Raw genomic sequence first — 26,313 nt, 5'->3', positions numbered from 1 at the left:
TTATTCCCCTCCGCAAGGTTTAACAGCAATGGCATTCAATTTTTGAGCGTTCTCTAATGCATTTTGAGGGGCTTTCATTGGTAAAGATCCCGCCTGCTCAACTTCTTTTCCCATTGGTAACACGGCTATTTTTCCTGCATAACCACTACCACTTCCTGCGCTTCCGCCAGAGTTCAGGTTAATTGCAGAACCAATAAGATGAACGCCTGCTGGGTCAATTTTTACAACACTACCACCGGCTTTAATGGTGATTTCAGTACCTGCTTCTAACACTATTTTTTGACCTGATTTTAAATGCAATTCAGAGCCGATCTCTTCTAGCTGTTTTTTACCCACTTTTTTATGTAAAGAGCCATTAACTTGATGATGAGCATCACCCTTAATCGTTTCAAACTGGCTTCCATTAACGGTGGTATGGCGATTGTTTTTTATCTCATTAAACTGATTGTTATGTACTATTTTATGCTCATCATTAAAGACTTCTACTGTGTGATCATTTTGGATCTGACTGTCCATGTCTTTTGCTGCATGAATATAAATTTGCTCTGCGTCTTTTTTATCTTCAAAGCGCAGTTCATTAAAGTTTTCACCGCCTAGTGAACTTGAGGTTTTAAAGGTACTGCGTGTTTTATGCTCAGGTAAGGTATAAGGTGGTTTATTAGCACCGTTATAAAGTGCTCCAGTAATAATGGGCTTATCTGGATCACCATGAATGAAACTGACAATCACCTCGTGTCCTATCCTAGGTAAAATAAACTGCCCATATTGGTTTCCAGCCCAGCCCTGAGATGTTCGTAACCAACAACTGGTCTTTTCATTTCTTTGACCATTTCTATCCCAGTGAAACTGTACTTTTACACGACCATGCTCATCACAATATATCTCTTCGCTTTCAGGACCTGTTACGATAGCGGTATCAACATTATGGATAAGTGGCTTAGGTTGAGTAGTAAGCTTAAAAGGAACTATCCATGGCATACAACGAAAACTTGCATTATATTCAGAGCCACCATCAGCCAATTCTTCAAGTACCTGTGGCTGACGCCCGCTATGAAACACTTGAGTTAGCAACCAAGTATCGTTCCACTCAGGGTTAGGATGTTCTTGAATAGGTTGGAAATACCCTGCGGTCAGTTGTGCGCAGTCGCTCTCGCCGAAAAGCTCAATACTCCTAGCTCTTTGTTGCTCTAGTCGTAATGACGCTTGTTTTGTGGCTTTTTCTGATGAGGTTTGATTAATTGGGTATTGATAATGTTCTAATGCTAACTCAGAAGCACATTCACCTTGATCATCGTTCTGCATAATCCCAGCAGGAAGTCGTGTCGGCGTTTCAAAATTAAAGTCTCTTACTGATACTTTACCGACGCTTACTTGCTGCTTTTTCATTAAAGAAGTAATGGTGTTGCCATCTTTCGTCATTCCATTATCAGCAACAACGCACAAGGGAGGTAATTCGGTATATATTTCAGGTCCATCCGAAATAATCTGTTTAACCCCACTCTCTGTATGTTCAAAATAATATACTAAGCCTTCTTCAGACAATAAGCGCTGAACAAACATGGCATCGGATTCACCGTATTGAACACAGTACTCTCTTGGTTCATGAGTATTAAACAGCTCAATAGTAAAATGATTACTCAAGATCCCCGCTTGTTGATAAATCTCGGTAATGATGTCTGGTACGGTTTTATTTTGAAATATTTGATAATTGGTTCGATAATTGAGAAGTGCAAAAATAGGAACCAGACTTAATCGGTAGGTACTGTTTCGAAAAGAGGTGTTGATTTGCTCTATCGATTCAATAATGCCATGCACATACCTTGGCGCAAAATCGGGATTATTGTCATGATGCAATGTCAAGCAAGCTGGCAATTGTAGCCATTGAGCTAAATTCAATTCAGGCTCTTCACAAATAAAAGTAACATCAAACTGATAGTTTTCTCCCAACGTTTCTTGCCCTGAGAATGAATACACTTGAAGTGGAATGTCTATCGTTGCAACGTTAATTTCAAATTGAGCTTGGTTTGCATCCTGCATAATGATCCTTCCTAATACACGACTCTATTTTCATCGCGTTAAACACGGTGACTTAATTAAATAAGCTAAAACGCAAAAAGGGAGAGCCATCATAAACAGCTAGGGGTGCTTATGATATTGACTCTCCCGAAAATGCGAGCGATTACGCTTTCATTGCTGTACGCCAGTCATCGTTACCTGATGTACCTGCGACTTCGTGCGTCCAATCAATGGCACGATATGTCATAAATACATCTTCTAGGTGTGTGAAATGCGCTTGTGATGGATCTTGACAGTTAGGCATTGACGCTGTGATATCAACGATAATCGCATCGTGTAGAACTGTTGTGAAATAGTGCTCTTGTGTACCTGTTGCAGAAGTACGGTACCACTTAATCTCAACTTTAGGCAGTTTCTCACCAGACGTTAATGCGTTATACATTAGTGGTGATGCCTTATCGAATACTTTTGTAATACGTACAGGCTTATGCACACGTTGACCAGTAGGCTGACCTGATTGAGGATCACGAGGTAATAAAACCTGGTGTTCAAATCCTTGAACTAACACTTCGTCTTCATGACCTTCTTGGTAAATGTTACCTACTGAATCTTCAGTAAATGTACCTGCAGTAATTAGTCCCTGTTTTTCGCCTTCAATGCGCATATAAGCTGGAGTTGGCATACTTTCTTCCTTTTAAACAATAGTAAATGAATAATTCCCTATCCCTATTGCCAAAGGTGTGCCAATTTTTTAACCGTTAAATATCAATAAGATAAAATGATAAAAAACATAAATTATAAAATAAAAGTTTGAAAAACAATCAAAGATTCTTGAAAATCAATCAAACTAATATCCGTGCCAAATTAAACTATCTTTCGTACTGAATCACGATTTTCCGATTCAGTTATCAAAAAAACCATTAATTAAGTAAATGAGCATAAAGGTGACTCACTTTTTCACTACATTTAGGGTTCGCTTCCATTCTTTTATAATGTGCGATGGTTTTATGTAAATACTCTCGGTGCTCAGTATTACTCAAGTTCCACATTTCAGAACCTATGCAATGTAATGGCTGTGTTGCTCGGTTGCTCACATGCAATACTTCATAAAATCGTTGGTTTTCTTTTACAAGCGTTTCAGAGATCAAACCAAAGCCCATTTCAATCAATTCCCGTCTTACTCTGTGATTATGCAAAACTGGGCAAAGAATAAACTCTAAATCAGCATCTTTATTACACTGATAAATAGACCGTACTAACTCAATGAGTAAATCTCCTCCAACACCAGCAATAATAATTAAATTTTTAGAATCATTAACTAATGGAAGGTGCGCCACATCCATACAATGAACCTGCCATTGAGGTTGAATATCAGCAGCGTATTTATTAAGTCGAGTTTCTAGCTCTACCATTAAGCTATCTACCACATCCACAAAATGAATCACGCTTTTGGGCTGTGAGGCTAATAAAGCCATACCTAACTGACCATGGTCACAGCAACAGTCCCAAATATGATCATAATGGGTTGTTACTTTATTTTTAATAGTATCTAAACGAGAGCTTAATTTCATGAGTTTAATCTGTAGTAAAAATCAGACACAGTATATAGTATTTTTTTCATAAAAATCAGGTAAGCTACCCTATAGAATTCTTAATCAAATGGTAATGATGATGTATAAACTGATCGCGCTTGATATGGATGGCACTCTGCTTAATTCCGACAAACAAATCTCTGCAGAAAACAAAGCTGCAATTGCCGCTGCTCGTGAAAAAGGTGTCGTTGTCGTATTGGCTTCTGGGCGCCCACTAAATGGCATGAAACCACAGCTTGAAGAACTTGGAATGACAACTGAAAACGACTACGTGCTCAGCTATAACGCATCATTAGTTCAAAAAGTAAAAAATGAAGAAGTGATCCGTAGCCAAATCATTACTGGTGCAGATGCCAAAGCCATTGCAAAACTTGCACACGACCTGGGTGTGAATGTTCATGCATTTTCTCAAGAAAAAGGCTTAATTACACCAGCACTAAGTCACTACACAGAGCATGAATCAAAAATCACAGGTATGCCAATCACAGTTATTGATTTTGAAGAACTTGCTGATGATGAACAGATACTTAAAGCAATGATGATTGATAAACCAGAACTGCTTTCTGCAGCTATCAAACAACTTCCTGAAGCACTTTATAAACAGTTTACCATTGTTCAAAGTGCGCCTTTCTTTTTAGAGTTTTTAAACCCAAACAGCAACAAGGGTGTAGGTGTAGAAGCACTGGCTGATCATCTAGGCATTACTGCCGATGAGGTCATTTGTATGGGTGATGCTGGCAATGATTGGCACATGATTAAATACGCAGGTTTAGGCGTTGCAATGGCCAATGCGACCGATGATGTAAAAGAGATTGCTAATCACATTACCGTAAGTAATAACGAACATGGTGTAGCAAAAGTGATTGAAGAGTTTGTATTAAACGCTTAATTCCATCACATAAATACAACTAAAAATAGCCCCTAGCATGAAGAGACATACTAGGGGCTATTTTATTTCTGATAAAGACTGATTAAATGATTACGCTTCTGATTCAACCATGTGTTTTTCGTTATCTCCACCACTGTTCTTCTTCTTCAATGAAATAAGAATAAGTGAACACACCATACCAACAACAGCAACAGTTAAACCAATACCAAAGATCATTTGATATGCCTGAACTGCAGGATAACTATCAATAATCCAACCATTTAATGCATATGCCCAGAATACAGAAGCATAAGCTGCAAACGAACCGACACTCATTGCTGAACCACTGTAATCTTTAGGTACGCCCGCTTCTGCTACTGGCGCTAAAATAATACCTTTTGCTAAGAAAATGCTAAATGAGAAGCACATTAATAGCACCATGTTCATCATTAGCATACCTTCTGATTTAGGCAGAGCAATCGTCACACCTAAACATACCGCAGTTAATCCTAATGCAAAGAACATCATCTTAATGGAAGATTTAAATACAAAATCAGCAATTGAACCCGCAACAAGACCTGCAACAACACCCATTGCACCTGTATTTATGATACCGAAGATCGCAGCTTGAGCCGTAGACAACCCGAACACAGCTTGAAGATAAGGAACCGTATAAATTAGTGTAATGTAAATCCAATATACAGTTAGAGATGTAATTGCAGCTAGCCATACCGTTGGCATTTTTAAAACGTGAATTAAGCCTTTTAACGCTTCTTTGTTTTTGCTCTCACCTTGCTTAATTTCCATGTGGTTATCTGGTACGAATTTCCATACACAGAAGATCATTGGAAGAATAAGTAATGTATAGAAAACAATTGCACCTTGGAATACAAGAATAGAACCACCAACCAATGCCATGATACCTACGATAACCGCATTCATGCTCATCTCAGCTGCACGTCGCACAGACTCTAGTAACCCAAATGCCATCCCTTTATTTCTATCGCCAGACATTAACGTCACACCATTCACAACGGCAGGCCAGAATGCAGCATCAACTAAGCCCCAGATTCCTGCAATAACAACCAGTACACTAAAGCCAGGCTCTAAGAAGATGATCGCCATCATACTTAAAAAACGAATCGACAAACTGGTTATTAAAATGGATTTAACAGAAAAACGGTTATTGACCCAACCAGCTGGAATATAGAAGAACATTGCTGAACCTATCAGCGTAAATAGGATACCCATTTGGGTATTATCTATTTTTAGTACTTCTAATAATAAATTATAAAATGTCCCTTTAAAGGCTTCAAAAGCCGAGTAAATAATTTGCCCTGACATTACGACAGAGAAAAAACCGAATAGCTGATTTCGACTGGTAAACCCAATCTTTTCAAATAAGTTCATTTGAGCAATCCTTTCACGTTATTGAATTATTAGTTTTGTTATTATTGTTTTGCTTTGTATTTAGAAGGAAACTTATGAGCTATATCAGTACAAATACCATCTACACCCCAATTGAAAAGTTCATTTGCACGAGCCAAATCATTCACCGTCCAAACATTCACTTTAATGCCTGATGCTTTAAATTTTTGCACCATATCGCGAGTTAGCCCTTTCTCTTCAGGGTGAATATAGTCAGCTTGGCACCACTCAATAATCGAATTCCAGTCATCCCACAATGTATGGCTTTCAAAAAGACATGCTACTTTCGTTTCTGGGCTTTTACGCTTAAATTCGGATAAAACAAGGTGGTTAAAACTTGAAATAATCAATTCTCGTTCTGGGTTTAATTCTTTAAGTGCAGAGATTAAATTATCAATCAACAAGTGACTTAACTTAGCGCTAGCTGAACATGATTTAATTTCAATATTGAGATTTAGCTCTTTTTCGTTCGCTAATGTAATTAATTGCTGAATCGTCGGTAAACGCTCATCAATATAGTCATCACTAAACCAACTGCCAGCATCAATAGAAGATAAATCAGCGCTGCTAATATCACATAGGCGACCACTTTTATCTGTACAACGATCTAATGTATCGTCATGAGATATGATCACAGTGCCATCTTGTAGAATATCGACATCACATTCAAACCATTGAACACCATGATCTTTACATAATGAGAATGCTGAAAGCGTATTTTCAGGAGCCAGAGAAGACATTCCACGATGAGCTATTAATGTTTTCATTGTTAACCTATTTCACGTGTTAAAAGATAGAAATAATAATAACGCTTAGGTCATTGCATAAATGTGACAGAAACGAACAAAATGCGCATTCGAACGTTCGAATTAGAACTTTTATTACTTTTTGCAGCAAAGTTAACAATATTAATCACTAAAAATAAGCAGATACAGTAAATTTATCACCTATTAGCTCCTACCCATTTAGTAGTAAAAACTGTTTTTACCCTAACTTTCAACAAAATAAGTAAACTCTTAATTCATTAGTTAAATATATAATTGAATTTATTTTCCATGAGTTCTATCGCTAATACTGCTTTTTAATAAATAAAAAAATGGCACTTCATCAATGATAAAGTGCCATTAATTTTATTATTTTACTGCTGGTAATACACTTTCTTTTCACGATACATATGTTCATCAGCAACTGTAAACATTTTGAATAACTCTGTTTTATCTGAACATGCCCAACCAATAGAATAGTGAGCAGGATAAGAGTTCCCCTCTTTATCTAAAAATGAAAGTCCTTTTTGATTCACTCTCAACTTATCAGATAACGTAATGCACTCACTCTGCGTAACGTTTTCAACAAGTAGAACAAATTCATCACCACCAATACGATAAAACTTAATATCACTCGATAATAATTGAGCGATATTGTGACAACTGGCTTTAATTAGCTCATCACCAGTACTATGTCCATATTGATCATTGATGGTTTTTAACCCATTAACATCTAAAATAAATAATCCAAAATGCCAAGTTGCTTTAGAATCTCTATAACGTTGCTGATAATGCGTTAAGTCTTCATCAAACGCTTTTCTGTTTCCGCATGCGAGTAATACATCCGTTCTTGCAATATCAGCAAGCTCTAACCAAGACGATAATTGCTTTATAAATAGCTCAAATACCAGTACCTGCTTTTCTAATGCTTCTGTAGAAACAAAATGCAAACTCGCCAGCACTTTATAATTGCTAGCAACTATTTCAATGCCTGCATTATCACCTAAAGGATCAAAGCTGAGTTTCCAAACCGTCTCTGGAAACAATTTACTCAGTTGTTGTTCAACCTTTGCGGGTACATCATGAAAATCTAATGCTTTATATTCCGAGCCAAACTCAATCACTGCGGCTAAGTTGTTCTTGTTTACCTCTTCACGAAACAAAGCATCGCTAATTAAAGCCGTTTGTTTTTTTACTTGAACCTCCAATTCTTGATTAAATGATGATAATTTTTCATTACTTAATTCAATTAAGTTCTTAGATTCATTTAACTCTTCGTTTTTCTTCTTAAGTTCCAGTAGTTGATTACGAATCGTTAAACTCATTGTTTTTAATACGATTGCCATTCGTTCAAATTCGCTAAACTGAAAACGTTTCTCTCGTTTATTCGGTTTATTAGATGCGTAACTAACAATGGTATCTTCCATCTCAAGAAACTCTTTTGAAATCCAACGAGTGATCCCCATCGCTACAAAAATGACGGTAATAAGTGTCCAACCAATAACGGTAAATAGAGCTAATAAAGACGATTTCATGTCCTTCAAGCGTGACACATCAGAAAATTGGTACGTTATATCTAATGTCAGCGATGATGAAAATGAAGGATTATTTAATATAAAGATACGCTCAAGTGCACCATCTTTTGTTTTTGATTGCTCAATTTCATGTTCTTCATGACCAACATGTTGATTTAATTTAAAATTTTCATCTTTAAACAGGAAATGTTGGAAATGCTGCTCAATGGTCTCAAATGAAATAAGCACAACAACATAGCCAGATGCTCGATATCGTCCAGAGCCTTCCAAATTATATGCCAGCATAGGTGTTACTAAAGCAATACCTTTCGTAGATGGAAGTCCTTTGATTAAATTCGACTCTGAATAAAAAAGAGTTTTAGTTAACCCTTTCTCATATATTGTGTTATCGACACTTATAGCCTTTAATAGCTGACTATTCTCAAAGTGATATGGGCGGCCATTTAAATTATAGAGTGGCTCCCACTTATCATTAAGAATATAAACACTGTTTATCAGACGTGATAGTTCACTAAAGCGCGTTAAATTGTGTCTAACCACACTTGAATAAAGAATATTATCTAGCGCCTGAATGTTGAATCGATCACGTGATAACCAATTCAAACTTTGTTGAATACGATCAAACTCCACCACTATCTCTTGTGCAATGGTAGATACGGCATTTTGGATCTGTTGTTCTTTTTGATTAAATAACGTTTCACCTATGCTATTAGTTAAAAATTGACTAATAAATATCAATGGCACAAGCGAACAAATAATCAAGACGTAAGTGAATGCTTTACGTAAACTCACATATGGGCGAGAAATCATGATCCTTCTACCTTTTTAGAAAAACGATCAATTAATTGATTAATATAAAGCATGGTTTCTTCTTTAGGCATACCATCAGAATAACGAGATACGCCTCTTGATAGAGCTTCCCAAATAAATGAAACACGTACACTTGTTGGCATTGGTTGTGATCTCAAATACTGCTGATACACGGCATACATCACTTCTTGTTCAGGTTGTATCGAGATTTGGTTTACTTCCGTTGAAGCAGAGATATATTGATGCTCATTAATTAATTTAGTCAAAAATGCTTTATCTTGAACCATAGTCAATAGCTGTTTAATCATCAATCTTTTAGCAGGGTTCTGTAATGCTGTTTTCGTGATCATTAGTACCTTACCTGCAGATAGAGATTTCATTGGTATACCACGATAACTTGGTAATGAGGCAATGCCGAGATTACTACCGAACTTTTCACGCAAATCACTTACAGCCCAGTCTCCATCAATAAGGTATGTCGATTTTCCATCGATAAATAACTGTCGACTACATAAACTATTACATTGAGAGCCCAAGTGATTCAATCTGACTAATTCATGAAAGAAAACTAATGTATTCATACATTCATGATCTTTAAAATGAATCTGGTCAAGCGGTATCTCTGGATGAAATAAACTAAAAAAAGCCGAAAAGAAATACATATCACGCGAGCTAAATGCAATGTGTGTTTTCTCTGGTTCTTTTTCAGATAACGCTTGTAATTGCTCCCACTGAGTAACAGGGTTAGGAGTCTTACTCTTATCGTAAAAAAGCATTAAATGATTACCAAGAAACAGAGGTAAGCCCATATAACTATCACCTACCATCGCACTTTGGCGCGCAGCAGGTTCAAGCTGATCTTGTTTTATCCAAACTTTTGGAATAGGTGAAATACCTATAAATTTATGCAGCCCAAGAAAATCAGAAGGCACCCACGCCACATCTGGCATGTAATTTTTAGATCTTGAAGCTAACAAGAGTTCTGCTTTCATTTCATCAATTGAGAATTTACGAATCATCAATTGATTTCCTGTTCTAGCTTCAAATTCTACAGCTAACTCCTGATCAACGTTATCACCAAATGCACTCCAAAATTCAAGCACTTCCGCTTTCGATACAAATGAAATAGATAATAATATAAAAATAAAGAATTTAAGCATGGGAATGTTATTTAAAAGTCAGCTAAAAATAGAAAAAATGCAGAATAAATCAATATAGTTTAAGGTTGGGGATTATATCAGATAAAGCTTATTTTACCTCTTTCTATTTATAAAATACCTCTTTAGGAGTTCATATTAAGGGTTGAACTTCGCCCTTTAAGTTTCCAAAAAAGAAAAGACTATTTGAATTAATTTCACTAACTGAAACAGCAATAATTTCATTAGAATATAACCATACTAATAAAAAGGGTTTTATCATGAGTCAAGAACGTTTCTATAGCATCATTACCGATGCCAATTTGTCACCAAAACAAAAATCAAACTACTTAGCATTAGAAGCTGAAGCAAGTTTGCCTTATATGGACATTAATCCAGAAACTCGCAAAGCAATGGATGACGGCGTTCTTTGTGATATGTTTGAAGGCCATGCCCCTTTTAAACCTCGCTATGTATTACCTGATTACGCTAAGTTTTTAACTCAAGGTTCAGAATATTTAGAGTTAAGCCCAGCAGAAAATTTTGATGATGCATTAAATTTACTCACCATCATTTATCATCATGTCCCTTCTGTTACTTCTATTCCTGTTTATCTTGGTCAACTTGATACTGTGCTTCTGCCTTATGTTGGCGCCCTTAGCGATGAAGAAATTTACCAAAAAATAAAACGTTTTTGGATCATGTTAGATCGCACGCTTCCTGATGCATTCATGCACGTAAACATTGGCCCTACGGACAATATCATTTGTCGTACCATCTTACGTGTCGATGCTGAGCTAAAACAAATTGCTCCAAACTTGACCTTTATGTATGACGCAGACATCACGCCTGATGACCTACTGCGCCAAGCGGCATCTAACATTTGTGAATGCAGCAAACCTCATATTGCTAACTACCCTGTGCACGCACAAGCGTATAATAATACAGGCTTTGGCATTGTAAGTTGTTATAACTCACTGCCTCTTGCTGGTGGCTCCAACACCTTAGTTCGTATGAACTTAAAAGAAGCCGCTAAGAAAGCAGAAAATAAAGCCGATTTCGTTAACCATGTTCTGCCTCATTACTGCAACATCATGTTTGGCTTAATCGAAACTCGTAGCGCTTTCTTGCATGAAAAATCAAACTTCTTTGAAGGTTTCTTAACTAAAGAAGGCCTTATCAATGAAGACCGCTTTGCCCCTATGTTCGGTATTTATGGCATGGCTGAAGCTGTTGATATTTTGATGGAAAAAGAAGGTATCGAAGCCAAATATGGTCATGATGAAATTGCAAACCAATTAGGCCATGCGATTTCTAAACAATTATCAGAAATCGTTGATGCGACAGATGTGAAATATGGCTATCACGGTAAAGCACTGCTTCATGCTCAAGGTGGTATCAGTTTAGATATCGATGTAACACCTGGGGTTCGTATTCCTTATGGCACAGAACCTGATCCCGTTAGCTATGTACAAGCAACCGTTGGTCACCACCAATACTACACATCGGGTATTAGTGATATTTTAACGATTGATGAAACGGTAAAATCAAACCCTGAAGCCATGTTTAATTTAGCTAAAGGCGCATTACAATTAGGTTACCGTGAGTTTACCGCGAACGTTGCGTCAAATGATTTAGTTCGAATCACAGGTTACATGGTGAAACTGTCTGATATCTCAAAGTACGATGCTGAAGGCTCACGAACTAACACCACCTTCTTGGGTGCAGAAGCGGCGAAAAATACAGAAGTATTAAATCGTACTCCGCGTGTTGCTGCGTTAGAAACAACACCAACCTACGCTAAGTAACGGTATTTATGGTTAACACTGCCCTTTTAAACGGTGATAGCGTCAACTATGAAAAAACAGGAATGGTCAGTAAAGTGCTGACCTTTTCTTGTGTTGATGGGCCGGGTAATCGCCTTGTGATCTTCTTACAAGGTTGTAACTATGACTGCATTACTTGTCATAACCCTCATACCATAAACCATTGTGATCACTGTGGTGATTGCGTTGCTCATTGCCCAACTAACGCATTAACGTTTGATGACTCACCAAACCAAAAAGTCATCTGGAATGAATCTCTGTGTACTCAATGTGACCAATGCATTGATGTTTGCCCAAGTAAATCGAATCCTAAAATCACCCTATATTCGGTTAAACAATTACTTGAGTTAACTAAAAAACATGCACCTTTTTTAAGTGGTGTGACGGTTTCAGGAGGAGAAGCGACACTGCAACTTCCCTTTATTATTGAGTATTTTAAAACAATTAAAGGCACTGATTCGTTACGTCATTTAACCTGTTTTATTGATAGTAACGGCAGCTTATCTGAACAAGGTTGGAACAAAGTCCTACCTTATTTAGATGGTGCAATGATTGACTTAAAAGCATGGCAAAATGAAACGCATTTATGGCTCGTCGGTAGAGATAACCATCGTGTGTTACACACAATAAGCCTACTAACTCAGCACAATAAGCTTCACGAAGTTCGTTTGCTGTATATTCCCAATAAAACCGATTTACTCACTGAAGTGGATGCGGTGAGTGACTATCTAAAAACGTTACCTGAACACGTTCAGATCCGATTAAACGCCTTTCAACATCACGGTGTTATTGGTGAGGCATTAACGTGGGAAAAGTGCAGTAAAGCACAAATGGAAGAATTTGAAGCTAATCTAGTGCAGCGATTAGGCCGTGAAGTGATAACTCCATCTATTTACACTTAAAAAATAGCAATGTGTTAAACACTAAAATAAAAACAAATTCCTAATACAAATAGTCAACACAATCCCCCTTTGTGTTGACTATTTTTTAAAGTTATTTTGAAAAGACTGCGGTTAAATAACGATTATTTAAGCCTTTAGTAACATCATTCGAATGTTATATCGCTTACTTGCTCTTTTATGCGATTCAACAACCAACTCAATGCTTGATCATTCAAACTCAACTTATTATAAACCACGCTATAAGCAACTTGCCCATAACCAAATGGCAATGTTTTTTGAACTAATCCTTGTGCTTGTTTAGTCACTTCAAACCACTTTTTTGAGCTCGTAAATAGAAAATCAGATTGTTGACACATGGCTGCTGCGCTACCAAAATCGGCAACGAACATCGCCATCGCTCTAGACTGATGCTGTTGTGTTAGTAGCTGCTCAAAATAGGGTTTATTAAGTTCTTTATCAAAAATGCCTATATGTTTATAAGAAAGATAATCTTCAATAGTTAATTCATTTTTTGCTAAAGGATGATCCTCTCGCATTAAACAAACCATCTCATCTTCGATAACGCTTTCCCATACTAGCTGCTTTTCATTTGTCGGAGGCTGACTCTTATCATGAGGTAAAATAATCAGGTCAACTTGCCCATTAAGTAATGCATCAAATCCCAATTGCTCCTTTGAATGGACATTTATTTGAGCATTTGTCGCTTGATTTGACAAAATATCGCTAATAACAGGAGCAAAAACTTCAAGAGTACTTTCTCGCATAGAAAGAGAAAAACGACCAGAAAATAATGCTGGATCAAACGTAGATTGGTTAAGCAGGCCATTCATATTATTTAAAATCAAATGAACCGTTGGTCCTATTTTTACAGCATAAGGTGTTGGGATCAGTTGTGTTCCATCTCGATAAAACAATTCATCATTCAATACATTTCGTAGTTGAGTTAATGTTTTACTGACACTAGATGGACTCATGCATAGCGTTTCAGCACTTTTAGTAACACTGTGAGTCGAAAGCATAATATGCAAAGCCGTCAAGTGCTTAAAACTAATACGAGAAAGTTGAATAAGATCCATTAGTGTCCACAAATAAGAATTAACCGAGAATACACATTATAAAACACTTTGCAGTTGAAATGACAAATAACATCCTTTACAATCCGTCATCTTACTCTTTGGGGAGTAGCCTGCTTTCTCGTTTTTCATAAAAAACACATAAAACAGAAAGCTCATATATCAACATAATTGATGCAAAATCATCATGGTATATGAGACAAGCCTGAGCAGCTTGTTTGGCAAGACCTTAGATTAACATCACGAACCATTGGGTGGGCGTGAGGTTTTTCTATGGTTTTTATAATTATAATCCCACCCAAATGAGTAATGTCGTGAGTGTATTAGCTATATCAATAACCACCGTCGCCCTAGCGGAGATCGGTGACAAAACCCAACTCCTTTCTTTACTGCTTGCCAGTAGATACCGAAAACCAATCCCTATTATTGCTGCGATCTTTTTTGCAACTATTGTAAACCATGCTTTAGCTGCCTATTTAGGTGTTGTCGTTGCCGATTTCTTAACCCCTGAAACATTAAAGTGGGTATTAATCATCAGTTTTGTAGCAATGGCTGGTTGGGTATTAATTCCTGATAAGCTAGATGATGATGAAGCTATATCAAATAGAGGCCCTTTTGTTGCCAGTTTCATCGCCTTTTTTATTGCTGAAATTGGAGACAAAACGCAAATCGCCACTTCTATCCTTGGTGCTCAATATTCAGATGCTCTAAGTTGGGTTATTTTAGGTACAACGGTAGGTATGTTACTGGCAAACGTTCCAGTCGTATTGATTGGTAAATTCTCTGCCGATAAACTGCCACTCACCTTAATTCATCGGATAACTGCGGTCATCTTCTTAGGGTTAGCTGCTGGTACTTATCTCGGAATGTAGCAAATTACATAATCTAATAAATAAAAACCAATCGTACACAATGCACGATTGGTTTTGTGTTTACTTTTTATTAACAAAGAAGAGCTATTCAGTCACTACTTGTTGTTCTACTTTATCATCAACGGCTTTAACCAGTAGGACACCGACACCACCAACAATCACACCACATAAGATAAAGACCAATCGTCCCCACATAGGGTTAGTAAGTAACGCCATAAACATGATACCTACACCAGCTACTGCGATTAATTTACCTAGCATCTGACGTTGTTTGTTATCCAGTATTTTCTGCTCTGCTGATTCAGCAACCAATGGTGTAGATAAATTACCAAAGAATTTGTCCACATCTGCTTGGCGTTTTTCAGACAGCGGTTTATAAAACATTGTTGATAACATAAAGAAACCGCCTGTTAGTACAATATGAGAAATCAAACCAATAGCAACTTTTATATCAGACCATTCACGACCAGTTAATGCATCAAGGCCAAACACAGAAGAAACCATTTCTGCATTGATAACAAAACCAACGACATAAGAAACAATACCACCTACAACGAGCGTGCCCCAACCAGCCCAATCTGGAGTTTTCTTAATAAAGAATCCAAGGAATGCTGGAATTGTCATTGGGAAGCCGATTAACGCACCAACGTACATCATCGTATCAAAAAGGCTGAGGCCTTTAAGTGAGTTAATAAACTGTGCAATCAAAATAATTGCAAAACCAAATACCGCCGAAGTGATCTTAGAAACAGTTACTAACTCTTTCTCTGTTGCTTGACCTTTACGTATGATTGGCTCGTAAAAGTTCTTAACAAATATGCCTGAGTTACGATTTAGACCTGAATCCATTGAAGACATCGTCGCAGCAAACATCGCGGCAACAAGTAGACCTACCATACCAGCTGGCATGTATTTTTCTACAAAATATAGGTAAGCAAAGTCGCCTGCTTTTTTACCTGCTTCAGGGTAAGATGCTGCCAAATCAACACCTTGACCAGCAATGTACCATGAAGGCATAAACCAAATAAACACCCCTCCTAGCATTAATACGCACGCTAACAGTGCTGCTTTTTTCGCATTTTTAGAATCTTTTGCAGCTAAGTAACGATAAGAGTTAAGCATATTATTAGTAATAGAGAATTGTTTAACAAAAATGAAAAATGCCCAAATAGTAAAGATACTTAGATAGTTAATATTATTACCCCAAAAGAACGAACCACCTTCTTGAACTGGGAAGTTATTTACAATTTCACCAACACCACCACCTTGAACAACAGCAACAACAGCACACGTAACCGTTACAGCCATGATAATAACCATCTGCATAAAGTCAGACGCTATTACTGCCCATGATCCACCAGTCACCGACATAGCCAATACAACTAAACCCGTTATCCAGATTGTCATATTCATGTCGAAACCGAAAATGCCCGATGCGATGATTGCCAATGCATTTAACCATACACCTGCTGATACAACAGAATTAGGCATTGAAGACCAAGTAAAAACTTGTTCATTGGTTGTACCAAAACGCATACGAATGGCTTCAATTACGGTTACAACACGAAGTTGGCGAAATTTAGGCGCAAAATACGCATAATTCATGAAGTAGCCAAATGCGTTAGCAATGAAGATGACCGATACAGCAAAGCCATCGTTATAAGCCTTACCCGCAGCACCAGTGAACGTCCACGCACTAAACTGGGTCATAAAAGCGGTTGCACCAACCATCCACCACAACATATTACCTCCCCCACGGAAATAATCGCTTGTCGTGCTTGTGAATGTTCTAAACATCCATCCTATTGCAATTAAGAATAAGAAATAGATACCTACAATCAGAGTATTGAGTTCCATCTTTGTTAACCTTTTTGTAATTATGATTTGTTACAAAACAGTATAATTATGACCGAATCAATTTGTACTACAATAACTCAAAAAAGTGATCGAGATTGCTTATTTTATATATCTATCATCACACAAGTGATCCAGTTCATGTTATGAATAATATATAAAAACTAAGTTTAGTTTTCATGCCATAGCGCACATTTTTATTCAAATAACCTCCAAATCAAACAAATTACAAAACAAAAAAATCATTAATAATCAAAACTATAAATAAAAACCAACTCCATACGATTTTAGAGACTGATCAATTTATATCCACAACTAGATCTATTTCACAGAACATTAACAATAGAATACATACCATATTTGTATTATTTTAACTCAAATAAAGGGTAGTTACATGAAAGCCAAAAAGCTCCTCCCCCTTGCTGCTTGTATCGGTGTTATCACTTTTAGTGCTCAATCTTTAGCCGCTAACTTTGTTTTTTTAGAAGAAGCAACACTCGAAGCAAATCGCACACTGCTAAATTCTAATAATCCATCAGCATCAATGGTCGATGCATATAAAAAAACTATCGAAGAAGCAGAACTTGCAATGAAAGATGGTCCTTTTAGCGTAACGGCTAAAGGGATGATGCCACCAAGCGGCGATAAACATGACTACTTAAGTATTAGTCCTTATTGGTGGCCAGATAAAAGTAAATCAGATGGACTTCCATGGGTCCGCCATGATGGAAAAACAAATCCAGCCTCCAAAACAGACGAGACTGACTCAAAACGTATTGGACATTTTACCCGTTCAGTCCGTGCTCTTGCTATTGCATACTATTTCAGTCAAGACGAAAAGTACGCGCAGCAAGGCATTGATTACATAAGAACTTGGTTCATTAACGAAGATACTAAAATGAACCCTAACGTTAACTTTGCTCAAGGCGTACCTGGTAGAGCTGATGGTCGTCGAAGTGGCATTATAGATACACGGACTCTAGTTGATCGTATGCTTGATTCATTTGCTATTTTATCTAAATCCCCTTACTGGACTGAAAATGACGAGCAACAAATTACTCAGTGGTATACCGATTACCTTGACTGGATGATTGTTGACGACTTATCAGGTGGACCTAGAGGTGAAGCCTATTCTGAAAATAATCACGGCACCTGGTACGACTTTCAAATTGCAGGCATTTCTTACTTCTTAGGTAACGATGCATTAACTAAACAGATGGTACAAAAAGGAAAAATGCGCGTTGATACACAATTTGAAAAAGACGGCTCTCAACCTCATGAAATTAAGCGTACTCGCGCATACCACTACCACTACTTTAGCTTAGATCCATTAGTTGGTATTGCACAAATTGGCGATAAAGTTGGCATTGATCTATGGCACTACACCAATAAAAAAGGGGGTTCTTTAGAAGCTGGTATTCAATTAATGGCGAATTATCAAGACTTAAATAAAACATGGCCATACTCACAAAAAGACAAACGCCGCCGTGTTGAACGTATGACACCTATTTATCTGAAAGCAGGAATTGCGATGGATAAGCCTGAATGGATAAACCTTGCAACAGGCACCGATTTTAGCCAATTCACAGTGAAGAAAAATCTAGCTGAAATATGGGCACAACGTGACATTGAATTACTTTATTCAAAACAGAAATAAAAATTTATACCTATCATAACCATAAAATTGTGGAATAATATAATGAAAAAATACAATAAAATAGCATTAGCAGTCGCATCTACTCTTTTTGCAGGAAGCTTATCCGCTGCATCTTTAGATTTTCGTCAAGAATATAAACATGAAAGCGAAAGCTATGCGAGTCGTATAAAAATCGGTGGTTCTACCGGAAACCATTTTTTTGGTCTTGAAGCAAAACAAAAAGGCCAACCCTTCTCTGAATGGGAATCAGCTGATAACGAATTTGAATACGGATATAAGTTTCAGATAACCGAGCATTGGTTAATACAACCAAGTATGCCCGTCACATTTAGTGGTGATAAAATCACTTACAAACCACAAGTCCGAGTGCAATATGCCTTTGATTCAGGTCTAAAAGCAAAACTTCGTTACCGCCACGAAATACGTGATTACACAGATGAAAGTGGCGTAAGCACAGAACAAAAGAGCAAAGTCACAGGTAACTTAGATTATAACTATGAGAATCTACAATTTGGCTTTGAAGCAAACTATGAGAAAGGACTAGATGACCAAGTATATTTTAATAATAAAGACATGAACTGGGATATGAACCTTAAAATTGGTTATAAAGAATCAGATTGGGCATGGCGTCCGTATGTAGAGTTCGGTAACGTATCTGTATCTTCAACCTCAGATGAGCGTCAACTTCGTAGCCGTGTAGGTGTTACTTACAGCTTCTAACAAAAACGTTCTTAATAAAAATAAAGCCAGCAAATACGCTGGCTTTATTTATGTAAATCTATAATTATGTATAAATTACACACTTAATTTATACATAACTCCGATAGTAACATCTGAATTTGGTGTAATTCTTTTCTGTTGGGCTAACAGTAATTCCGCAGTAGAAACCGCATCAGCTAATGCGTTATGTGCATTATATTCTGGTAAGCGATATCGTTTACGAGTAGACGATAAGGTTAGATCAATGTCTTCATGATGACTAATGGCATTTTCTAGTTTTTTCTCAATACACAATGTATCTAACCAAAGTAATGGCAATTCACGTAAGTCATAAATATTAGATAAATAACGATTAATAAAATTACGTTCAACTACACACGCATGAGCAACAATTACTTTACCTTTAGCTGCTTTAAAAAATGCAGTCATCCCATCATGTATAGAAACCCCCTCTTCTAACATTTGTGGTGTTATGTGATTAATAATCGCCGTCTCAGGTTTAATCTGAGAATCATTAGTTAAATACAAATGTTGTGCAGAAGCTAAATCAATTTTATTATTGATGACATCGACCCACCCCATAGATAAAATCAAATCACTTTCGCTGTCTAATCCCGTTGTTTCTAAATCAAGTACAATATAATCACTGTTTTTGGCTAAATCAGTCAGTTCTGGACAAGGTTGTTCAACCAACTCGTTTAATATTTCAGGTAAATTAACAGTTGTAATATATTGCTTTCGTTTTCTTTTCATTTGCTCTAGAGGATGAAAATACCTTAATAAAGCTTTCATTATCGACTCCCAAAACGTACTTTCGCGCCTTCTTGAAGATCAGCTATAATTCTAAAGGCATCTTTTAAATGTTTACGTTCAAAGCTACCAAAACTGTTCGGGTCAATATTGTTATTTGGTTCTTCTCCTCTTTTCAATGCTTCTAATTGATGACTAAAACGATAAGACAGTATAAATTCATACGCCCCCAAAATATTTTTAAACGCATCATCACTCAACATCCCTTTTTTATTAGCTGCCGTAAAACGCTCATCCGTCGACGATAAATCACACTCAACGGCTAACCCGTATATTCGAGCAAGATCGATAACTAAATTAATTGCGTATTTTTTTACGTTTAATGTTTTCTTATTCTCGCCGGATTTTTCTAGCACTAAACTATTAAAGATCCCTAAAGGAGGGTTAATATTGACAGCATCTCTCACTAATGTACTTAAAAACTCGCGATTATTACGAATATTACGGTGAAGTTCATCTCTTAAAATTGATTCAAACTCATTGTTACCATAAACGGTACGGATCTCTAAAAATACACTGATATTCAATAGACGTTCATACTCAGGGTTAGCAACCCATTTTTTATAATAATGCTTCCATACACTTAGAGGCTGGCACCACTTTGGCGTTGCAGCCATGTATTTCCCTGGACATAATGGGTAATCACAACTAGCTAGCCCATTAGTCACAATCATTGCTAAATGTTTAAAATAAATTCTATCATTCTCAGTTGCATCATCAGTAAGTACAATCGCACTGTCTTGATCAGATAACATATGCACTTCATTTCGAGCGTGAGAGCCTGCCACTATCCACGAGTAATCGCATGGCGGCGGGCCTAATTTATCCATCGCAATTTGAATAATACGACGAGTATACGCATCCATGATCATTGTCATCACTTTACCTATGACTTCTGGCGATACTTTACCTTCAACTAACGCTTCAAAAATAGCTTGACGCTCAGGCGTAAAACTTGCCAATGATTTGATACTTCCGGCATACTTAATTTTTTCGATTAAGAAAATAGCCTGCACGCGATGGTTCTGAACCAGATGAGAAGTCGTAAGTAAACCAACCACTTTATTGTCTTTTACCACCGGTAAATTACGAATATTGAATTGCATCATGGCCGATGCTGCATGTAACACCAAATCATCTGGCTTAATAGTCAATGGAGAATGCGTCATCACATCACGTATTGGTCTATCGTAAGATACTCCGTGAGCAATCACTCTTTTAGTCATATCTCTATCGGTTATTAACCCTATGATTTTATCGTCTTCATAAATAACGGCACATGAAGTTCGGTGCACGATTCGCATTTCATGTGCCACTTGTTTAATGCTCTGATCTGAAGTCACCACAGCGACTCGTCCACTAGCAACGTCTTCGACTTTACGAATAAACAAACCTTTTTCTTTATTTGACCACACAACATCCAATGCTGATTTCAAACGAACCTGAGCTTGCGATGCAAAATGCTCTGCACAAGCGGGGTATGTTTTAAACAAGGTTTGTAAAGCAGAATGAGGAATTATATAAAGTAACGTATTATCGATAGCGGTTGCACGATATCCTTTTTCATCATCCATGTCTGAATCAAGAAAAGTAAAACCAAATAAGTCTTCTGAGCCTAGCCTTGCTCGTAACACACCATCGGATTTCCTTTGTTCCATCGAGCCAGTTCGGATAATATATAAGGATTTCTCTTTCCCTATCTCGCACATATCCACTATCTCACCTTTACTTAAATACGTAATTTGAATATGTGCAGCCAATTCTCGCAATGCTTCTTTTGGTATTTTATCAAAAGGATCTATTTGTCCTATAAATTGAATGATATTTGGCAATAAGGATTGAGGCATAATAATACTCCCTGCAATTTAATTAGTATTATTATATAATCAATAAAGAGAAGTACAATTTATTCAGGCATAAAAAAAGCATACCTAAGTATGCTTTTTAAGAAACAGTTCTACCTTTTATGCCAATCGATGTTTTGATTCTTGCAAGTGATTTGCTGATGCTTGACGTGCTTTATCACTATTTCCTGCCATAATTGCTTCATAAATCTGGCGATGTTCATCAATACAAGTGCTGCCTTCTTCTGAAGAATGGACAATAAAATTCACAAACATGGTTGTTAAAATATTACCAAAAGGTAAATAAAAGTCATTGCCTGTCGCATTAAAAATCAAACTATGGAACTTAGTATCAATTAAAGTCCAATCCGATTGAACAAACTCTTCAGCTTCAGATATTTCAACCATTTTTTGAAAAGTTTCAGATAACTCAATACGTTGCTCTACCGTTGCGAATTTAGCAGCAAGTGCACACGCTTCTGGTTCTATCGCACGACGTAACCCGAGAAATTGAGAACAAAATTGATCAACGTCTGCTAGTCCGTCCATCCATTCAATCAATTGTGGATCAAGAAAATTCCAATAAGCACGGCCTACCACGCGAGTACCAATTTTAGGACGCGATTCTAATAAACCCTTTGATGTAAGAAGTTTTACAGCCTCCCTAAGGGCAGTTCGACTTACCCCAAATTGCTCACATAAGACCATTTCACCCGGAATGATTGAGCCTTGAGGTAACTCACCAGATAAGATCCCGCGAGCGATCTCGCGAGCAACTTGTACGTGTAGGCTTCGTTTTGAACCAGAGATTACATTAAAAGAACCAGACATATTTTCACTTCAATTCATTAATATGTATTATTTAACCGCACTATAGCACTGAATTTATAATGCACCAAATAAGTACAATAAGAACGTGAGCTCCTTTAAACTCTAAGATCTCACCCATTCAACTTGTTTATTTATTAATACAAATACTTCTCACTTTTTGTATGAGCAAAATCACAAAACGAATTTTAATTTGCGCATTTATTATCTTCAACCATCCGTTTCTCTTCTAACGCCTTTGAATAAACAAGGTGTTATTGTATTATAATAACAAGTAAGCATAAAAAATAATAACCAATCGCTTACTTAACGTGTCGTTTTCAATAAACGTATGCAACAGATACCAAAGAGCCAGATATTAGCTGACTTTTTCTTATATTTTCATCTTTAAATTTCAGGTGGTGTACATGTCAATATTTTCATTGGTGGATGATTCAAGCTGCCGTATTCATGTCCAAGTAGCGAGGCAAATCGCTCGTAAAATCTTGTCTGGCGATATTCAAGAAAATGATAAATTACCTAGTGAAATGGAGCTTTGTAAGGTTTTTGGTGTAAGTAGAACTGCACTTAGAGAGTCCACAAAATTGTTATCTGCAAAAGGGTTAATTGAATCAAAACCTAAAGTCGGCACACGCATTCAACCACGTTCACAATGGCATTTCTTAGACCCTCAACTATTAGATTGGATTCAAGACATAGAAGATACAAAGCCTTTCCTTGCACAGTTCCTTGGACTACGTAAAGCGATTGAACCGGAAGCCTGCGCGTTAGCTGCAACCAACGCCACCGTTGAGCAACGCAAAACACTCTCAGTCTTATTTCAAAAAATGTCTCTTGCTGCAAACACCTTTAATTATGAAGATTGGACCATTAACGATCACCTGTTTCATCAAACTATCTTTCTCTCAACAGGTAACCAATTTTATATTCCATTTGGCAAGATTTTATCTACGATTTTTAAGCAATTTATTGATCATTCAGCAGAAGGTGGGCATTTTTGCCTAGATGAACATAAAGCAATTTACGATGCCATTATGTCAGGCAATGCAAATCAGGCTCGCACCTCTTCTCGTGTGCTATTAGATGATGAAAATCAAAAGTTAGCTCAATTAAAGCTAACAGCCTAACACTCAGCCTCCTTTTCTATTAAAGGGGACTTACCATTATTAGAAGGTATTATTTTGTCTTCCCAATCCTACGTCAGAAAAAACTTTTCACTTGCTTGGCCTTTGGCTTTTAATGCATTACTCATGCAATCAATGCTAATGATAGATACACTGTTGGTCTCTCCTTTAGGTGAAATTCCCCTTGCAGCAATGGGGATTGCAACAACGATCATCGCCTTTATCCTTGGTATTCAAATGGCGTTGGCAAACGGCACACAATTAGTATTGAGCCGAGCGGTCGGCTCTGGTGTAAAAGCCTCTCTATCCAAAGCCTTCTGGGCTGGGCTGAGTATTAATACAACCGTTGCTTTGTTATTTTTGATTTTACTTACCTTCTTTGAGCAGCCATTACTTCAAGCCTTAACTGAAGATAAATCTCTCCATTTACAGATCAGTAGTTATCTTGATTTCTCAAAATACTTGGTAATTTTTACGGCGTTAACTCAAGTCATCATTGCTTTATTTAATGGATTAGGAAGAACCAATGTTCCTTTCAAGGGCTATTTAATTGAGTTGCCAATTAATGCGGCTTTATCTTATGTTTTGATCCACGGAGTTTCATCATTCGAGGGAATTGGCGTTGAAGGTGCAGCTTTAGGCAGTGTCATTGCGATTACAATCCGACTTATTTATTTAGTCTTGTGTGTGCATTATGGCTCTAATGTTTCGATAAAACTCGACACAAATATAGAGGCATTTATTACTAATATAAGAAAGCATTTTATTGAGATATTCCCTGTTGCCGCAAATGTCACCATGCTTTCAATAGGCGCAACAATTTACCAATTACTTTACTCACAACTAAATATAAATGCTTACGTAGCTATCACTTTAGTCATGCCATGGATACGAGCAGGAACGCAGTTTATTACCGCTTGGGCGCATTCATCTGCCATTACAATTAGCCAAGCTATCGGCTCTAAAAAAATGGACGAACTGACTAAAAACGTAAATACAAGTATAGATGTTGCCGTTGGCATGTCGTTTGTGTGTGCCATATTCTTTGCTGGACTTAGCCTTGTTATTGCCGATATTTACCCTGACTTAGATCCATCGACTTACCAAGCACTTGTAATCATTGCACCACTTTATATTTTCTTACCCATTGCACGAGGTTATAACACCGTTCACGGCCATATATTAAGGGCACTAGGTAAAACAACGGATGTGTTTAAAATTAATTTCACAGGGCAATGGATTATCTCTATCCCACTTTGTGCATTGGTTATTTTTGTATTTGATGGTTCGATATTCTGGGCATTTGCAATACAACCTCTTGAGGAAGTTGTTAAAGCTTTCCCATTTAGACACCTAGCGAGAAAATCGTTGAGAGAGTTTGATGCACAAAAAGCCAGTAAGCTCATGTACGACTAAATCAGACTCTTTGACTAACAAAAGATAAAGCTCTTTACATACAAAAAGACCGCTAGTTACTTAGCGGTCTTTTTTATCACTCTAGTATTTATTTAACTTACTTATTCAAGTCAAGCTGACTAAAGGTAACGCTACTGTAGTTACCCGCTTTTTTGTCTGTTGCAAAATCACCAGTTCCAGCACAACCTGTACCCCACACAACGTGAGATTCACTCACACTACATTGACCATACGCGCCCGCTTTAAAGTAGAAATCATCTTCTGCGTAGCCAGTAGGTGAATCTAGCTTGTCGACGCCTTTACTAAGATCAATCTCATAAGTAACCTTATCATGGCGTGCGGTTTCAAAAGTCAGGTACATCATGGTCTCTTTTACTTCAACGCGGTAACTGAACTCTTCACCTAGTGCAATACCTGCTTTACCCGGCTCAGCTGAGTTTTCCCAAGTGTTACCCCAAACAGGGTAAGCGATATCTGCACGATTAGGATCGCTCTTCTCTAAATTACGCTCATAGTTCCAAAACACCGAGCCCATTTCCTGACCTGGGAACTTCTTATAGAAAATCTTCAATGGTTCGTTACCATAACCATAACCAGTACCTGCTTTAATAAGCTCATCGTGTTTCTTCGCGTGGATTTGACCAACAACAACGGAGTATGCCGGGTATTTATCAGGAAATTTAGCGTTAATCGGTACATGGTTTACTTTTAGCGTTGCCTCTAACGTACCACCAACTGCACTGTATTCATTCGCGTTAGGATGACTTGACAACGCCCACTGGTTTTCCTTATCAGCAGTATCAATTGAGAAATCAGCACCGCGTGGCATTTCACGAAGCTCTGATCGTGCATTTTTTGAGTTTTTGGTTGTGATGGCTTGGTTTTGAACCTCAAATACAAGACTGCCTGCTTTATCTAAATGGAAGAAATCCTTATGTGAGTAACTCATCATTGCCACCCCTTCAATCTCATCAACTATCCCATCTTCATTAATATCTGATGGAATAGTTATCTTCCAATTTCGCATATCAAAATTATCAGCGGGAACGGGTTCTACAACACCATTATTCGCAAAAGTGACCATTGGCACAACAGCCAATAATGCGGCAGTTAGCCTATTTTTCTTTAACATTATTCAATCCTTTATTGGTAATGAGTACTGAGTTATACCTCAGTGGAAAGAGAGTTATTTAACGTCTTTATTTGTATTATTTTACCACATATAAAAAAGGGGGAAT

The 26,313-nt window shown here is 37.2% G+C and carries 21 protein-coding genes and 1 riboswitch; of the genes, 8 read left to right on the top strand and 13 right to left on the bottom strand.

Annotated elements, in window-relative coordinates:
• The 3 genes from HC728_RS09650 to HC728_RS09640 all read right to left on the bottom strand — a co-directional run bounded on the left by HC728_RS09650 (window position 1) and on the right by HC728_RS09640 (window position 3,587).
• Entirely contained in the window at window positions 1-2,037 is a 2,037-nt protein-coding gene (locus HC728_RS09650) for a type VI secretion system tip protein VgrG (protein ID WP_190395349.1), read from the bottom strand.
• 142 nt (window positions 2,038-2,179) lie between these two features.
• Entirely contained in the window at window positions 2,180-2,698 is a 519-nt protein-coding gene (locus HC728_RS09645) for an Hcp family type VI secretion system effector (protein WP_005423511.1), read from the bottom strand.
• A gap of 238 nt (window positions 2,699-2,936) precedes the next feature.
• A complete protein-coding gene (locus HC728_RS09640; RefSeq protein ID WP_065596970.1) occupies window positions 2,937-3,587 on the bottom strand; it encodes a tRNA (adenine(22)-N(1))-methyltransferase TrmK in 651 nt (216 codons plus the stop codon).
• A gap of 100 nt (window positions 3,588-3,687) precedes the next feature.
• Between HC728_RS09640 and yidA the strand changes: the two genes are divergently transcribed.
• A complete protein-coding gene (yidA, locus tag HC728_RS09635; protein WP_190395348.1) occupies window positions 3,688-4,497 on the top strand; it encodes a sugar-phosphatase in 810 nt (269 codons plus the stop codon).
• Between the two features lie 90 nt (window positions 4,498-4,587).
• On the opposite strand, the gene HC728_RS09630 is transcribed toward yidA, so the two are convergent.
• The 4 genes from HC728_RS09630 to HC728_RS09615 form a co-directional block, all read right to left on the bottom strand.
• Window positions 4,588-5,886, bottom strand: a complete 1,299-nt coding sequence (locus HC728_RS09630) for an MFS transporter (protein WP_005423518.1) — start codon at window positions 5,884-5,886, stop codon at window positions 4,588-4,590.
• A gap of 41 nt (window positions 5,887-5,927) precedes the next feature.
• Window positions 5,928-6,671: a glycerophosphodiester phosphodiesterase family protein gene (locus HC728_RS09625; RefSeq protein WP_005423519.1), complete on the bottom strand. Its 744-nt coding sequence runs from the start codon at window positions 6,669-6,671 to the stop codon at window positions 5,928-5,930.
• A gap of 371 nt (window positions 6,672-7,042) precedes the next feature.
• On the bottom strand, window positions 7,043-9,013 hold the full coding sequence (locus HC728_RS09620; RefSeq protein WP_012534790.1) for a GGDEF domain-containing protein: 1,971 nt from the start codon (window positions 9,011-9,013) through the stop codon (window positions 7,043-7,045).
• Complete coding sequence (locus tag HC728_RS09615; protein WP_190395347.1) at window positions 9,010-10,173, bottom strand: extracellular solute-binding protein; 1,164 nt, start codon at window positions 10,171-10,173, stop codon at window positions 9,010-9,012. The genes HC728_RS09620 and HC728_RS09615 overlap by 4 nt, the downstream gene beginning before the upstream one ends.
• A 257-nt stretch (window positions 10,174-10,430) precedes the next feature.
• Between HC728_RS09615 and HC728_RS09610 the strand changes: the two genes are divergently transcribed.
• Together HC728_RS09610 and HC728_RS09605 are read left to right on the top strand one after the other, a co-directional pair.
• Window positions 10,431-11,957, top strand: a complete 1,527-nt coding sequence (locus HC728_RS09610; RefSeq protein ID WP_065596973.1) for a YjjI family glycine radical enzyme — start codon at window positions 10,431-10,433, stop codon at window positions 11,955-11,957.
• Window positions 11,958-11,965: 8 nt separating this feature from the next.
• Window positions 11,966-12,877, top strand: coding sequence for a YjjW family glycine radical enzyme activase (locus HC728_RS09605; RefSeq protein WP_017019709.1), 912 nt, complete (start codon window positions 11,966-11,968; stop codon window positions 12,875-12,877).
• 143 nt (window positions 12,878-13,020) lie between these two features.
• On the opposite strand, the gene HC728_RS09600 is transcribed toward HC728_RS09605, so the two are convergent.
• Window positions 13,021-13,953 carry a LysR family transcriptional regulator gene (locus HC728_RS09600; protein WP_017019710.1) on the bottom strand — a complete coding sequence of 311 codons (933 nt, stop codon included), beginning with the start codon at window positions 13,951-13,953 and terminating at the stop codon, window positions 13,021-13,023.
• A gap of 88 nt (window positions 13,954-14,041) precedes the next feature.
• A riboswitch (yybP-ykoY riboswitch) is annotated at window positions 14,042-14,169 on the top strand.
• A gap of 95 nt (window positions 14,170-14,264) precedes the next feature.
• Here HC728_RS09600 and HC728_RS09595 point away from each other — a divergent pair.
• On the top strand, window positions 14,265-14,822 hold the full coding sequence (locus HC728_RS09595; RefSeq protein WP_026029370.1) for a TMEM165/GDT1 family protein: 558 nt from the start codon (window positions 14,265-14,267) through the stop codon (window positions 14,820-14,822).
• 84 nt (window positions 14,823-14,906) lie between these two features.
• Here HC728_RS09595 and HC728_RS09590 read toward each other — a convergent pair whose 3' ends face one another.
• Window positions 14,907-16,679: a transporter gene (locus tag HC728_RS09590; protein WP_190395346.1), complete on the bottom strand. Its 1,773-nt coding sequence runs from the start codon at window positions 16,677-16,679 to the stop codon at window positions 14,907-14,909.
• A gap of 391 nt (window positions 16,680-17,070) precedes the next feature.
• Between HC728_RS09590 and HC728_RS09585 the strand changes: the two genes are divergently transcribed.
• A complete protein-coding gene (locus HC728_RS09585; protein WP_017019713.1) occupies window positions 17,071-18,333 on the top strand; it encodes an alginate lyase family protein in 1,263 nt (420 codons plus the stop codon).
• Window positions 18,334-18,375: 42 nt separating this feature from the next.
• Complete coding sequence (locus tag HC728_RS09580) at window positions 18,376-19,053, top strand: oligogalacturonate-specific porin KdgM family protein (protein ID WP_017019714.1); 678 nt, start codon at window positions 18,376-18,378, stop codon at window positions 19,051-19,053.
• A gap of 75 nt (window positions 19,054-19,128) precedes the next feature.
• Here the strand turns inward: HC728_RS09580 and HC728_RS09575 are convergent, their stop codons facing one another.
• From HC728_RS09575 to HC728_RS09565, 3 genes are all read right to left on the bottom strand, one after another.
• Window positions 19,129-19,845 (bottom strand): 3'-5' exonuclease, encoded by a 717-nt coding sequence (locus HC728_RS09575; RefSeq protein ID WP_017019715.1) that lies wholly within the window; start codon window positions 19,843-19,845, stop codon window positions 19,129-19,131.
• Complete coding sequence (locus HC728_RS09570) at window positions 19,845-21,710, bottom strand: DUF294 nucleotidyltransferase-like domain-containing protein (RefSeq protein ID WP_017019716.1); 1,866 nt, start codon at window positions 21,708-21,710, stop codon at window positions 19,845-19,847. The genes HC728_RS09575 and HC728_RS09570 overlap by 1 nt, the downstream gene beginning before the upstream one ends.
• 117 nt (window positions 21,711-21,827) lie before the next feature.
• Complete coding sequence (locus tag HC728_RS09565) at window positions 21,828-22,538, bottom strand: FadR/GntR family transcriptional regulator (RefSeq protein ID WP_017019717.1); 711 nt, start codon at window positions 22,536-22,538, stop codon at window positions 21,828-21,830.
• A gap of 404 nt (window positions 22,539-22,942) precedes the next feature.
• Between HC728_RS09565 and HC728_RS09560 the strand changes: the two genes are divergently transcribed.
• Both HC728_RS09560 and HC728_RS09555 read left to right on the top strand, forming a co-directional pair.
• A complete protein-coding gene (locus tag HC728_RS09560) occupies window positions 22,943-23,662 on the top strand; it encodes a FadR/GntR family transcriptional regulator (protein WP_017019718.1) in 720 nt (239 codons plus the stop codon).
• Between the two features lie 123 nt (window positions 23,663-23,785).
• A complete protein-coding gene (locus tag HC728_RS09555) occupies window positions 23,786-25,075 on the top strand; it encodes an MATE family efflux transporter (protein ID WP_017019719.1) in 1,290 nt (429 codons plus the stop codon).
• Between the two features lie 97 nt (window positions 25,076-25,172).
• On the opposite strand, the gene HC728_RS09550 is transcribed toward HC728_RS09555, so the two are convergent.
• Entirely contained in the window at window positions 25,173-26,207 is a 1,035-nt protein-coding gene (locus HC728_RS09550) for a polysaccharide lyase family 7 protein (RefSeq protein WP_017019720.1), read from the bottom strand.
• Between the last annotated feature and the right edge of the window lie 106 nt (window positions 26,208-26,313).

The organism is Aliivibrio sp. S10_S31 (assembly GCF_014694495.1).
In the GTDB taxonomy this organism is placed as follows: Bacteria; Pseudomonadota; Gammaproteobacteria; order Enterobacterales; family Vibrionaceae; genus Aliivibrio; species Aliivibrio fischeri.
This window is presented reverse-complemented; position numbering and strand designations above follow the sequence as displayed.